Consider the following 12,388-nt stretch of genomic DNA (forward strand, 5'->3'; position numbering starts at 1 on the left):
TGTGACATTTAGACTGAGAAGGTGAAAAAGTCTCAATGGCTCTGGTTCAGCCTCATTCGTTTGGCTGCATTTGCCGTTCCCCTCGTCATCACCTTGTGGTTGGGCATCACTCCCTGGCTTGCAGCTCTGCTATCCGCGATTATCGGTTTCTGCATTTCCTACATTTTCTTTGCAAACCGTCGCAATGCCCTCTCGACGACAATGTATGAAAAGCGGGCAGCTAGAGCAGCTGCAAAAGCAGATAAAGACGCTGAAGCTGAAGATGCTGAGGTTGAGAACCTGCTAGCTGAAGAAGGCGAAGGCAAGGCCTAAGCCGTAGAGCAAACCCGTCAAGCTCGAGAGTTTGAGAGACAGGATGTATTCCTGTGCCGACTTGGATGTCAGGGTAATCAGACATGCAGGCAACGCAGCCAACAACGCCAAGTACGTCAACTGCACCGCGGGATAGAACAAACCTAAATAGGCGACGATTCCAAAGGGAAGAAGAAGGAGAACGCAGAACAAGACTGCAGAAGCTCGAGCTCCCATGCGGACAGCGAGTGTCTTCTTGCCAGCTTGAGTGTCCGTAGGGATATCCCGGATGTTGTTTACGACCAGAACAGCACAAGATATGAAGCCGATTCCCACGGCACCAAAAATACTTTCGTCGTTAACGAGGCCTGCCTGAACATAGGTTGTTCCCATCGTTGCGACCAAACCGAAGAAGATGAACACCATGACTTCGCCTAAGCCGGCATATCCATATGGCCGCCTTCCGCCGGTATAGAACCAGGCAGCTGCAAGAGCAAGCACTCCGATTGCCGTAATCCACCACAGCTGGGTCATGATCTCAATTGCCAAGCCGGCCGCTGCGGCGATACCAAAGAATGCGAGAGCTACTGCAAGAACCCGCTTGGGCGCAACCGCTCCAGATCCTGTGAGCCGAGGAGGTCCCACACGAAAGTCATCAGTGCCACGAATGCCATCCGAATAGTCGTTGGAGTAGTTGACACCAATCTGCAAAGCAAGAGCAACGACAAGACACAGCAAAGCTAGCGGGGCGTTGAACTTGTCGAGAATAGATGCTGCGCCCGACCCGATCAGAACTGGGGCAACAGCAAGAGGGAGTGTGCGAATACGAGCACCTGAAATCCAATCGCCCACAGTTGCCGGTTTGGGCTTGTGCGACTGGTTCTTCTTCTTAGACGTGCTCATACCTTGAGCCTACTTCTGTGCCGAGGCATATTCGGAAAGTGAAACCATGTCAGGTTTGCCTGAACTAAGCCGAGGAATTTCAGGGATAAAACAGACAACTTTGGGTGCTGCGACGCGACCAAGTTTTGCCACGATGGCGTCATAAACCGTTGCAGAAATCTCTCCAGTGTCAGGAACACCTGGAATAACCACGGCAGGACGGAGACCCCATTCCGAATCAGGAATATGAACGACTACCGCGGAATAACAGCCCTTGATGCCTGTAACGACGGCCTCGACAGCATCCAGATCAATCTTCAAACCCCCGGAAGTAATGACCCTGTCAAGTCGCCCAAGCACCGTTAGAGTCCCCTCAACAAAAGACCCAGCATCACCTGTTCGGTACCATCTCATTTCATTCCGATTTAGGAATACATCAGAAGTTCGCTCTGGATTACCCACATACTCGGTTGCCAACTGTGGTGCTGCAATGAGAATTTCGCCCGTGTCTGAATCAATCTCTATGGTCACTCCTGGAAGCGGAACACCGTCGTATACACAGCCACCAGCCGTTTCACTAGAGCCATAGGTGGTCACAATGTTGAGACCTGCTTGTTCTGCTCTTTCGCGCAGATCGCTCTCGAGCGCCTGGCCACCAATCAAGATGGCAGACAGAGACCGTGCTGTTTCTGCACGGTCGGGATGTTCCTCAATCTCATCAAGAACCCGAGCAAGTTGAACAGGAACAAGAGCTGTGTAGCGACGCTGTCCTGTCATCTGCTCAATGGCATCAAGGAACGTCTTTGCATCGAATGGTCCCGCTGGCATAAAGACAGGTTCAGTGCCCGAATACAGTGAACGAACAAGAACCGAAACTCCTGCTATATAGGTCAACGGTAATGCGAGGAGCCATTGCCCTGGTCCACCCAGGCGTTCATGTGCAGCATGCGCACTTGCGTGAAGTGCCGCTGCACTCAACGCAACTGTTTTTGGTGGACCAGAGGTGCCCGAAGTTTGTATGAGCAGTGCAGTGCCATCGGGAGCTTGTAAGACTGTCTCTTCGTTGGCAGTCACAAGTCTGGATGCTCTTGGGTCCCGAACCAAGACGGCAGGTCCGCCGCCAGCGAGAGCGCGCGCTAAATGTTCTTGCACCTGTTCCGGTGCAGTGGCATCACAAAGAACAATCTCAGCCATATTTAGTAGTGCCAGGGAAAAGCAGACCAGTCAGGGTCTCGCTTTTCCAGGAATGAATCTCTGCCTTCGACGGCTTCATCTGTTCCATAAGCCAAACGGGTAGCTTCCCCAGCAAAAACCTGTTGCCCCATGATGCCGTCATCGACCGCGTTGAAGGCGAACTTCAACATGCGAATAGCTGTGGGAGATTTCGTCATAATCGTGCGTGCCCACGCAAGTGCTTCTGTTTCGAGATCAGCATGATCAACAACCTTGTTTACAGCACCCATTTCATAGGCCCGCTGCGCGCTGTATTCCTCAGCAAGGAAGAACACCTCACGAGCAAACTTCTGGCCAACCTGCCTCGCAAAGTAAGCGCTGCCATATCCAGCATCAAAAGAACCAACGTCGGCGTCTGTTTGCTTGAAGTGCGCATGCTCACGGCTGGCAATAGTCAGATCACAGACCACGTGCAGTGAGTGTCCACCACCAGCTGCCCATCCAGGAACTACTGCGATGACAACCTTGGGCATTGTTCTGATCAGGCGTTGAACCTCCAAGATGTGGAGACGGCCAGTGCCAGTTGAACCATCGGCATATTCGTATCCGGCTTTTCCGCGGATACGCTGATCCCCACCCGAGCAAAATGCCCAGCCGCCATCTTTCGGGCTAGGCCCGTTGCCTGTGATGAGAACGACGCCCACTTTGCTGTTCTGCCTTGCATCATCAAGGGCACGATATAACTCATCAACGGTATGAGGACGAAAAGCGTTCCGCACCTCGGGACGATTAAAGGCAATACGGGCAACTTGCCCCATCACGTCGAGGTGGTAGGTAATATCCGTGAACCCTTCAGAACCGGGTGCGACAACCCACTCAGTGGGGTCAAAAATCTCAGAAACCTCAGATGCCATAACACCAGCCTACGCAAGCTCAGGCGATGAGTGGGAGACTAGGCAGGTGGAACCAACCCTAAACGAGCTCAGAAACAGCGCGCATGTGCTCTCTCTCCCGCTTGCTGTGAAATTCCGTGGCATCTGGTCACGAGAAATCATGCTCTTCAAGGGACCCCAAGGGTGGACCGAATTTAGTCCCTTTGTTGAGTACAACGATGATGAGGCCGTGCACTGGCTCAAAGCTGCGATTGAATTCGGATGGACTCCCGCAGCGCCACTTGTTCGGGATTCAGTGATGGTCAACGCAACCATTCCGGCTGTGGCTGCCGAACATGTTCCCGCAGTTTTGGCGCACTTTGATGGCTGCAGAACAGCCAAAGTCAAGGTGTGTGAATCGGGTCAGACTTTGGCAGACGATATTGCCCGGGTGAGGGCTGTTCGTGCAGCCATGGGACCTGAAGGACGCATTCGTCTGGACGCCAATGGCGGATGGAATGTTGATGAGGCGGAGCATGCTTTCCATGCTTTAGCCGAATTCGACCTCGAATATGTTGAACAGCCGTGTTCCACACTTGAGGAACTGGCTGAGCTACGCGAGCGCACCCACTACTTGGACATACCTATCGCTGCAGATGAGAGTATCCGCAAAGCTGAAGATCCTCTTGCCGTTGCCCAGGCTATTGCAGCGGACATTCTGGTGCTCAAAGCTCAGCCGTTGGGAGGAATTTCATCCATCCTTGAGATTGCTGAGCAGGTAACTCTTCCCGTGGTGCTCTCAAGTGCGCTGGAATCCTCTGTGGGTATCTCGATGGGCTTGCATGCGGCAGCTGCTCTTCCACAGTTGGAATACGACTGTGGTTTGGGAACTGCCTCTCTGCTGGCTGCTGACGTCACCAAGAAGCCTCTTCTTGCCCAGGCCGGATCAATCTCTGTCCAGAGAGTTGATGTCGACGAGGAGATGCTCAGCAGCTTGGCCGCTCCTCCAGACACCACTGCGTGGTGGCTGGAGCGACTAGAGCGCTGCTACGCCCTGTTATAAACCGGAGTAGGCGTGTAAGCCCTTGAAGAAGATGTTCACGACTGTGAAGTTGAAGATCACGGCAGCGAAACCAACAATGGCAAGCCACGCGGAGCGTGTGCCACGCCATCCACGTGTCGACCGGGCGTGAATGTAGCCGGCGTAGACGGTCCAGATGATGAAGGTCCACACTTCTTTGGTGTCCCAGCCCCAGTATCGTCCCCACGCCTTTTCTGCCCAGATTGCCCCGGCGATGAGAGTGAATGTCCACATCACAAAGCCGATGATGATGAGACGGTAAGCGTAGTTCTCGAGTTGAACAGAGTCAGGTAACCGGGTGAGGAATCCCAAACGGGTCTTTTCGTTCGCCGCGACGGCATTCTCGCGTTTGGTCTGAAGGAGTTGCATCAGCGAGAGAGCGAAGCCCAAGGCAAAGAATCCTGTTGCCAGTGTCGCCACGAAGACGTGAATAACGAGCCAGTAGGACTGCAGTGCTGGCGGAAGCGGAACTACTTCGACGTAGTAGCGGGTTGCAGCCAGCCCCAGTAGCAACAGCACCAAACCGGTAATGAAGGCACCGAGGAATTTCATATCCCACTTGAGGTTCACAATGAGGAACACGGCAACAATGACCAGAGTTCCTGTCATGGCGAACTCATACATGTTCGCCCAAGGAACACGTGAGGCAGCAAATCCTCGCATCATGGTTGCGGCGAATTGGAGAATGAATCCCAAAACCGTCAGTGACATTGCGATGCGAGCAAGCTTGCGGCGTTCAGGCACAACCGCGACGGTGCTGGCTTCACCCACAGGAGCAGAATCTGTGCTCGCACCCTTGGCTAGATCCAGGGTGAACAACACAAAGGCGATGGCGTAAATCGCCATCGAAGAGTAGAGGGCAAGGACGGAATACTGCGAAAGAGTGTCTGTCACGAGTTCAATCCTAGAGCTCGGTGAATTTTGTCTTTGAGGGCTTTAACAGCACTTTCCAAGCTTGGGTCGTCACCACGTGCCAAACCAGCGCATTCCGCTGTGACCGAACCATCAGAATTTTCTGTGACCGAAACCCACATGCGGCGGCGAGGGATAAACAATGACACTAACAAGCCGGCAAGAGCGGCCATGGAGAAGACAAGCACCCAGCCTTGTGTTGGGTCACGGTGAATATCGAGCGAGACAAACTTCTTTACCCCGTCAAACGTGACAGTGCCCAAACCTTGAGGTAACTCGACAGTTTCACCGATTTTCATCTCGAGGGACTTCTGCGGAGCCTTGCGTCCAGCGAGCTTGGTCATGTCTTCTGTATCAAGTGCATAAACAGAACGAGGAATACCGTCATCAAGACCGAGGTCACCAGAGTAGACGTCGAGGGTGAGGCGAGGATCTACGAGGTCTGGATACATCGAGAAGAATGCTCCGCTGTGTCCCTCGCTGACCGTGGGATAGAAGAACCCGATCAACCCGACTTGTTCCTTCAGGCCGTCTGGGAGTTTGATCACACCCAGTGAGGTGAGGTTCTTATCTTGTGGCAAGAAGTTCACCGAGTCGGTGAAAATAACGTTCCCCTCAGGGTCACGAACAGTGACAGTTGGGGCGTAGCCATTACCCAGGAGGTAAACGTCAGTGCCCTCAATGCGCAAAGGCTCGTTAACTTTAATGACTTGTTTCTGGGGTTCTTGCCCCTTGATTTGGGTAGTCACCTCAGCGGTGTAGTCAACCGGCTGCCCAATAGCGTTCGCGTTTTGTTCCTCATAGACCGTTGTGAACTTATCCAACGTGATGGTGTACGGAGGGAGCGAGGAGGAGTTGAAGAAACGTCCTGGGTTGAACGAGTCGAAGGCAATCAAGCTGTTCGTAAATGCTTGGCCTTCATAGATAGCGCGCTGACCGGCAAAGCCAAAGCCACCGCCGAAACCAACCGCAATGAGAACACCAACGAGCGCAAAGTGGAAAACAAGGTTTCCTGTTTCGCGCATGTATCCGCGCTCTGCTGAAACAGTGATTGCTCCGGTGCTGGCGAGTTTGCCTTTTCCTCCAGCAGGACGGTCATAGCGTGCAACGCGGTATCGATCTGCCTTGAGCACAGCTTTCGATACTTCGAGCACCTCTTCTGCGCTCTTGCCCGAAACGGTGAGTTCCGCATGAGCTGGGAGACGTCCCAGATTTGCTGGGGTTGCAGGGGGTTGTGCGCGCAATGCCTCAAAGTGGTGTTTGGTGCGAGGAAGCACACAGCCAATCAGAGAAATAAAGAGAAGCAAGTAAATCGCGGAGAACCAGGCAGATGAATAGACATCGAAGAGCTGGAACTTATCCAAGATAGGTGCCACGTCTTTGTGGTCCACAAAGTACTGGCTTACACCGTTGGGATCAGAGCTGCGCTGAGGAACGAGTGAACCTGGGACTGCAGCGATGGCGAGCAAAAGCAGCAACAGCAATGCAGTGCGCATGCTGGTGAGTTGACGCCAGAACCAGCGCAACCAGCCCACAACCCCCAGTTGGGGGTTAACGATTTTGGCGTCAGCCGCAGAGTCGTAGTGATCAGATGGTCGGGACAAAGTTACTGATCACCGCCTGCAGTTGATAAATCCATTGAGTCCACAATCCTGTCACCATGAGCACACCCAATACGATGAGCAAAATGCCGCCGAAGATGTTGATCGCGCGAATGTGACGCTTCAAGAATGCCACGGAACTTGTTGCCCAACTCAATCCGAAGGCAAGCAGGATAAAGGGGATACCCAGGCCAACGCAGTAGGCAAAACCTAGCAATGCGCCCCGCCACGGCGAAGCAGTGTCAATACTCAAAGACAAGATAGCGGTGAGGGTCGGGCCAATACAGGGAGTCCATCCCAAACCAAAGACGACACCGAGAAGCGGTGCGCCGGCTAGTCCTGTTGCTGGAGAAATGTTGAGCTTGGCTGTGCGCTGAAAGAATCCAAATTGGCCGATGAATATCAAACCCATCGCAATGACTACGAAGCCAAGGATGACGGTAATGAGTTCCTGCCATTGAAGAAGCCAGACACCCACTGCACCAAATGCTGCACCATAGGCAATGAATACGGCAGAGAATCCCGCGATGAACAGTGACACCCCAGCCACCATGCGCCACATATTTGCGCGACGAGTTTGTGCATCACTTGCCGGCGCACTCACACCACTGACGTAGGCGAGATATCCCGGAACTAGTGGAAGCACACATGGTGAAGCAAAGGAAATAAGACCGGCAAGTATTGCCAAAGGGATGGCGACAAGAAGTTGCCCGCTGTAAACCAGCTCGCCCACGTTCTCCATTAACCCGTGCTCTTTTCTGCGGCGACGTCGTTAATCAAAGTGGTCAGAATGGACGGGCTTTGCAGCTGCCCAAGAATTCGAGCAGCAACACGTCCCTGAGCATCCAAAACCAGCGTGGTGGGAACTGCGTTGGGTGGAACTTGGGAGGCAAAAGAAAGCTGAGCTTGCCCGTTTTGATCCATGATGCTGGGGTAAGTCACACCAAACCGCTCATTGAAAGAGATTGCTGTCGCTGCTTGGTCACGGACATTAACTCCGAGGAAGTTCACACCTGATGGAGAGGTCTCCTGGTAGACCTGCTCAAGGTCAGCTGCTTCGGCACGGCAGGGTGCACAGCCGGCGTACCAGAAATTCACCACAAGAACATTGCCGAGATACTGCTCTGAAGTAACGGTTTCACCAGTTTCAGTGGTGCCCGTAAATGTGATGGGCTCACCACGGTTCTCCAGCAGGATCTCGGTGACAGAACCGTCTCCAGCGATGTAGTTCTTGTTTGAACCTTCTCGATATTGCTGAGCAAGAGGGTCTGATGAACATCCGGTCAGTGCCAGGGCAAGTGCAGTAGCGCCGACAACCAATGTGCGCGTCAATCGTGAACTCATACAGCTCCCACATCCAATGCTGTAGCTGTGAGCTCTGAGGCAGGTTCAACATAACCAACCTCGACAAAACCTAGTTCAGGCTTGAGCGGGTCAATCAACTCGAGAGTCGTGATGCTCGAGAGTGTGCAACGGCGAGACCGGGGGTCATGAAACAGTTTCTTGCCACTGACATCACGGTGAACCATCCAAATAGGTAATTGGTGACTGACTATGACGACATCGCCGTCAGGGACTGAAACCGCCGCGTCTGTCATTGCTTCACGCATCCGTGAAGCAATGGATTGGTAAGGCTCGCCCCAACTGGGTTTGAAAGGATTAATGAGGTATTTCCAATTACCAGGATCTTTCAATGCAGATTCTGGTCCTCGCATTCTTTTTCCCTCGAATGCGTTTGTCGGTTCAATCACACGCTCATCAAGTTTCACTGGCAGGTTGAGTGCCTTGGAAACCGGCGCCGCAGACTCTTGGGTGCGTTGAAGAGGGGAGGCAATGAGCTGAGAAAAAGTGCGTCCACGGCTTGCTAAATTGGCCGCGGCGAGTGCGGCCATTTGGTGACCGGCATCTGAGAGTCCGTATTCAGGTAGGCGTCCGTACAGCACCCTATTCGGGTTGTAGACCTCGCCGTGTCGGACAAGGTGCAACTGCGTGGCGACCATGCTTCTAAGTCTACGGAAGCCTTTCCGGTGAATTCGCCGAGAGTCGGCCGGCTAAACTTGGGTCTCGTGACTGAACGCATCGTAATTAAGAACCTGGCAACAATCCCCGAAGGCCCCGTAACGGTGGCTGGTTGGGTAGATAAGGTCCGTGACCAGAAGAAAGTACAGTTCGTTGTGCTCCGGGATGAGAGCGGCGCAGCCCAGCTGGTGCACCCCCGTGCCGAAGAATCTGATCCTCTTGCCGACATTATTTCTGGTTTAGCTACCGGTTCTTTCATCCGTGTTACCGGTGAACTCAAACTTGATGAGCGTGTGAAGCTCGGTGGCCTAGAAATCAAAGTCTCTGACATCGAAGTTGTCACCGCAGCTAACCCTGAAACTCCTATCGCTGCTGACAGTGGCATTGATAAGCGTTTGGATTGGCGCTTCCTGGACCTCCGTGAGGCCCGCAACAACCTCATTTTCCGGGTAGAGACCACTCTCGAGCACGCTATGCGCTGCTACTGGATTGAGCGTGACTTTATTGAGATTCACACGCCCAAGCTCATGGCTAGTGCCAGTGAATCTAACGCTGAGCTGTTTGAGGTTGAATACTTCGAGGGCAAGGCATACTTGGCCCAGTCACCGCAGTTCTTCAAGCAGATGGCTCAGTCCGCTGGCTTTGGCAAGATTTTTGAGATCGGCCCCGTTTTCCGTGCTGACCCTTCGTTCACCTCTCGTCACGCAACCGAGTTCATTTCTGTTGATGCAGAAATCAGCTGGATAGACAGCCATGAAGACGTGATGAAGATGCAGGAAGAACTTCTTGTTGCTGCATTGACAGCAGTGAAGGAAAAGCACGGCGAGGAAATCAAGGAACTCTTCGACGTTGACGTTGTGGTTCCCTCAATTCCTTTCCCTCGCATTCCTTTGGCAGAAGCCAAGAAGATTGTTGCCGAGCGTGGCTATGAAGTTCCTCGTCATGATGACGACATGGACCCCGAAGGTGAGCGACAGATTGCCGCATATGTTGCAGAGAAGTATGGTCACGAGTTTGTTTTCCTGACCGATTACGCAACCAGCATTCGCCCGTTCTATCACATGCGTAATGCAGAAGATCAGAGCATTACCAACAGCTATGACTTGATCTGGCGTGGAACCGAAATCACCACTGGTGCTCAGCGTGAACACCGCATCGACATTCTCGAATCCCAAGCTCGTGAGAAGGGTCTGGATCCGAAGGAACTCGAGTTCTACCTCGACTTCTTCCGATACGGTGTTCCTCCACACGGTGGTTTCGGCATGGGACTCTCACGTGTGTTGATGTTGCTTCTGCACCAGCCCAACCTGCGCGAGGTCACCTACCTCTTCCGCGGACCTAACCGTCTGACTCCGTAAGTGCTCTGACTTAACGAACAAATGCCTCCCCTGCGGGAGGCATTTGTGTTTCAGGCCTTTGTTAGATTGCGCCAAGTTCAGTGAGCTTGGCGTGAAGTTCACTGTCGCTGGGCTCACACTGCACTGCACCATCTGGGAAAGCGATGACGGGGATGTTCTTTCGTCCTGCAAGACCGGCTGCTACATCAGCTGCTTCAGGAACTTCCTCGAGGTCAACGTAGTCGTAATCAACATTGAGGGTGTCGAGGAGAGATTTGGAGCGGCGGCAATCGCCACACCACATTGCGCCGTAAAGGGTAATTTTCCCTGTGGATTCAGACATGAATAACAGACTAACCCCCTAGAATCAGTGCTTGGGGAAAATTTCCCACGCTGGTGAATCCTTTTGTGGTTGCCGGCACACTTGAAAGGTTTACACATGCAGTTCACTGACTTCCTCTGGACATTCCTGTTCGCGTTCCTTCTTATCGCGTACATCATGATCTTCTTCTCGATCATCACCGACCTGTTCCGCGACCACACCATTGGTGGAGGTGCCAAGGCTCTCTGGGTGATCTTCTTAATTGCAGCTCCTTTCATTGCTGCGCTGATTTACCTCATCGCTCGCGGTAACGGCATGGCTCAGCGTCAGCAGGCTGCTGTTGCTGCTGCAAAAAAGGAAACCGACGACTACATCAAGCAGGTCGCTGGTACTTCTCACGCTGACGAGATTGCTAAAGCTCAGGCTCTTAAGGACTCCGGTGCAATCACCGCAGCTGAGTTCGCAACCCTGAAGAAGAACATTCTCGCAGGTAAGTAATTTCACAAACGTAGGGCCCGGGATTACTCCCGGGCCCTACGTCGTTAAGTCTTGTGTCTTAGAACTCGTAATCAACAGCGGTACGTTCGACGGCATACTTCTTGATGACTTGGGCTGCCTCTTCATGCGCGGGATGAGACGCATAGGCCGCTAAGCCTTCTGCGTCATCAAAGGTTGAATCAAGCACAACGTCGTAGTTTGCCCCAACGAATAATGAATTGGGGCGGACCGTTAGTGAACGCAAGCTGGGAACAACACCGTTAAGACCTTCCAGTGCTACCCGAATTTCTTCGGCTTGGGCCAACTTATCTTCTGCAGAGTCGGCTCCTAACTTCCACATCACAATGTGACGAATACTCATGTGCGCTCCTTCAAGGCCAAGCGAAGGCGCTCAGGATCGATACGCCAATAGTTGTGAACTTTGCCGTCAATTAACAGCACAGGGATTTGATCCCAATAAGAATCAAAAAGATCTTGATCGTCCTCAATAGATTTTTGTTCCAGAACAACCTGATCTGATTCAAAATCAGCTAGAACACCCGTGACCGCAACTTCAGCATCTTCACAAAGGTGGCAACCTGGTTTGCCAATCAAGGTGAGGGTTATCGTAGACACCACTCCAGACTAGGACACTCTCTGAGCGAGCAAAAAGCGCCAGACCTGATGGTCTGACGCCTTTGTGCTGTCAAGAAGTAGTCGGACTACTTCTTGTTGCGACGCTGGTGACGAGTCTTGCGAAGCAACTTACGGTGCTTCTTCTTCGCCATACGCTTGCGGCGCTTCTTGATGACTGAACCCACGGAAACCTCACAAAAATCGGGTTAGACCGCAACGGTGGCGGTCAGAGCAAGGCAATTAATGCCTCGTGGAAGTCTAGCGGATTACTTGCGACCCTTTTTACGCAAGCCAGAAGTGAGCTTGTTGACGGCTTCTTTGGTGCTGTGTTGAAGATCTCCAAAAGCCTGAGTTACTTGGAAAACCGTCGTCGCAGCTGCACTACCAACAGAGCTTCCTGCTGCTGTGACTGCTTCGCTGGCGAACAGTCGCTCACCAAATTCATCACTGGAAGAACCGGGGAAGTTCACACTCAAGAAAGGAATCACCCAGTCTTCTAGCTCTTCGAGTGGGGTGGGATCCAGGTGGTAAAGGCGGTGCTGTCCATCTTCACGAACCCCCACAACTCCTGCTTCCCGAAGTACCTTGAGCTGCTTAGAGACGGTGGGCTGGCTCAGGCCGGTGCGAGAAACAAGTTCGGAAACACTCATCTCACCTGTGGAGGTGGTCAGGTTTTCTAGCAAGATTTGCAAAATCTCACGACGGGTTTCGTCCGCAACAACGTCAAAAATGTCAGCCATGTATCTAGGTTAGCGTCCTCGTGCACCCCGTAGCATGGGAGGAGT

The 12,388-nt window shown here is 52.8% G+C and carries 17 protein-coding genes; 4 read left to right on the top strand and 13 right to left on the bottom strand.

The genetic code is table 11. From position 1 onward, the window contains the following. The first annotated feature begins 21 nt into the window (after nucleotides 1-21). Entirely contained in the window at nucleotides 22-312 is a 291-nt protein-coding gene (locus AINA4_RS07395; RefSeq protein WP_281786775.1) for a DUF4229 domain-containing protein, read from the top strand. On the opposite strand, the gene AINA4_RS07400 is transcribed toward AINA4_RS07395, so the two are convergent. From AINA4_RS07400 to AINA4_RS07410, 3 genes are read right to left on the bottom strand one after another with little or no spacing between them, the layout of a single operon-like run. Beyond that, entirely contained in the window at nucleotides 283-1,194 is a 912-nt protein-coding gene (locus tag AINA4_RS07400; protein ID WP_281786776.1) for a 1,4-dihydroxy-2-naphthoate polyprenyltransferase, read from the bottom strand. The genes AINA4_RS07395 and AINA4_RS07400 overlap by 30 nt on opposite strands. A gap of 9 nt (nucleotides 1,195-1,203) precedes the next feature. Then, nucleotides 1,204-2,367, bottom strand: a complete 1,164-nt coding sequence (locus tag AINA4_RS07405) for an AMP-binding protein (protein ID WP_281786777.1) — start codon at nucleotides 2,365-2,367, stop codon at nucleotides 1,204-1,206. 2 nt (nucleotides 2,368-2,369) lie between these two features. Further along, a complete protein-coding gene (locus tag AINA4_RS07410) occupies nucleotides 2,370-3,260 on the bottom strand; it encodes a 1,4-dihydroxy-2-naphthoyl-CoA synthase (protein WP_281786778.1) in 891 nt (296 codons plus the stop codon). A gap of 46 nt (nucleotides 3,261-3,306) precedes the next feature. Between AINA4_RS07410 and AINA4_RS07415 the strand changes: the two genes are divergently transcribed. Then, a complete protein-coding gene (locus AINA4_RS07415) occupies nucleotides 3,307-4,281 on the top strand; it encodes an o-succinylbenzoate synthase (protein WP_281786779.1) in 975 nt (324 codons plus the stop codon). Here the strand turns inward: AINA4_RS07415 and ccsB are convergent. Genes ccsB through AINA4_RS07440 form a run of 5 tightly spaced genes read right to left on the bottom strand, consistent with a single transcriptional unit; the run spans nucleotide 4,276 to nucleotide 8,812 of the window. Next, the gene (gene ccsB, locus AINA4_RS07420) at nucleotides 4,276-5,193 is read right to left on the bottom strand and encodes a c-type cytochrome biogenesis protein CcsB (RefSeq protein ID WP_281786780.1); all 918 of its coding nucleotides are present in this window, start codon (nucleotides 5,191-5,193) and stop codon (nucleotides 4,276-4,278) included. The two genes, AINA4_RS07415 and ccsB, sit on opposite strands and share 6 nt — an antisense overlap. After that, entirely contained in the window at nucleotides 5,190-6,815 is a 1,626-nt protein-coding gene (locus AINA4_RS07425; RefSeq protein WP_281786781.1) for a cytochrome c biogenesis protein ResB, read from the bottom strand. Before AINA4_RS07425 ends, ccsB begins: the two co-directional genes overlap by 4 nt. Then, the gene (locus tag AINA4_RS07430) at nucleotides 6,799-7,554 is read right to left on the bottom strand and encodes a cytochrome c biogenesis protein CcdA (RefSeq protein WP_096383106.1); all 756 of its coding nucleotides are present in this window, start codon (nucleotides 7,552-7,554) and stop codon (nucleotides 6,799-6,801) included. The genes AINA4_RS07425 and AINA4_RS07430 overlap by 17 nt, the downstream gene beginning before the upstream one ends. Then, complete coding sequence (locus AINA4_RS07435) at nucleotides 7,554-8,156, bottom strand: TlpA disulfide reductase family protein (protein WP_096383103.1); 603 nt, start codon at nucleotides 8,154-8,156, stop codon at nucleotides 7,554-7,556. Before AINA4_RS07435 ends, AINA4_RS07430 begins: the two co-directional genes overlap by 1 nt. Then, a complete protein-coding gene (locus AINA4_RS07440) occupies nucleotides 8,153-8,812 on the bottom strand; it encodes a histidine phosphatase family protein (protein WP_281786782.1) in 660 nt (219 codons plus the stop codon). The genes AINA4_RS07435 and AINA4_RS07440 overlap by 4 nt, the downstream gene beginning before the upstream one ends. Before the next feature lie 66 nt (nucleotides 8,813-8,878). Here AINA4_RS07440 and aspS point away from each other — a divergent pair, with 66 nt between their 5' ends. Further along, nucleotides 8,879-10,189, top strand: a complete 1,311-nt coding sequence (gene aspS, locus AINA4_RS07445) for an aspartate--tRNA(Asn) ligase (protein ID WP_281786783.1) — start codon at nucleotides 8,879-8,881, stop codon at nucleotides 10,187-10,189. Nucleotides 10,190-10,250: 61 nt separating this feature from the next. Here the strand turns inward: aspS and AINA4_RS07450 are convergent, their stop codons facing one another. Continuing rightward, nucleotides 10,251-10,511, bottom strand: coding sequence for a glutaredoxin domain-containing protein (locus tag AINA4_RS07450; protein ID WP_281786784.1), 261 nt, complete (start codon nucleotides 10,509-10,511; stop codon nucleotides 10,251-10,253). Nucleotides 10,512-10,607: 96 nt separating this feature from the next. Here AINA4_RS07450 and AINA4_RS07455 point away from each other — a divergent pair, with 96 nt between their 5' ends. After that, nucleotides 10,608-10,988: an SHOCT domain-containing protein gene (locus AINA4_RS07455; protein WP_281786785.1), complete on the top strand. Its 381-nt coding sequence runs from the start codon at nucleotides 10,608-10,610 to the stop codon at nucleotides 10,986-10,988. Nucleotides 10,989-11,046: 58 nt separating this feature from the next. On the opposite strand, the gene AINA4_RS07460 is transcribed toward AINA4_RS07455, so the two are convergent. From AINA4_RS07460 to AINA4_RS07475, 4 genes are all read right to left on the bottom strand, one after another. After that, nucleotides 11,047-11,349 (bottom strand): Dabb family protein, encoded by a 303-nt coding sequence (locus tag AINA4_RS07460; protein ID WP_281786786.1) that lies wholly within the window; start codon nucleotides 11,347-11,349, stop codon nucleotides 11,047-11,049. Beyond that, complete coding sequence (locus AINA4_RS07465; RefSeq protein ID WP_281786787.1) at nucleotides 11,346-11,603, bottom strand: glutaredoxin family protein; 258 nt, start codon at nucleotides 11,601-11,603, stop codon at nucleotides 11,346-11,348. Before AINA4_RS07465 ends, AINA4_RS07460 begins: the two co-directional genes overlap by 4 nt. Nucleotides 11,604-11,689: 86 nt before the next feature. Then, entirely contained in the window at nucleotides 11,690-11,788 is a 99-nt protein-coding gene (locus tag AINA4_RS07470) for an AURKAIP1/COX24 domain-containing protein (protein ID WP_003792170.1), read from the bottom strand. Between the two features lie 81 nt (nucleotides 11,789-11,869). Continuing rightward, nucleotides 11,870-12,343, bottom strand: a complete 474-nt coding sequence (locus tag AINA4_RS07475; protein WP_281786788.1) for a metalloregulator ArsR/SmtB family transcription factor — start codon at nucleotides 12,341-12,343, stop codon at nucleotides 11,870-11,872. Nucleotides 12,344-12,388: the final 45 nt, after the last annotated feature.

This window comes from Aurantimicrobium sp. INA4 (assembly GCF_027924525.1).
In the GTDB taxonomy this organism is placed as follows: domain Bacteria; phylum Actinomycetota; class Actinomycetes; order Actinomycetales; family Microbacteriaceae; genus Aurantimicrobium.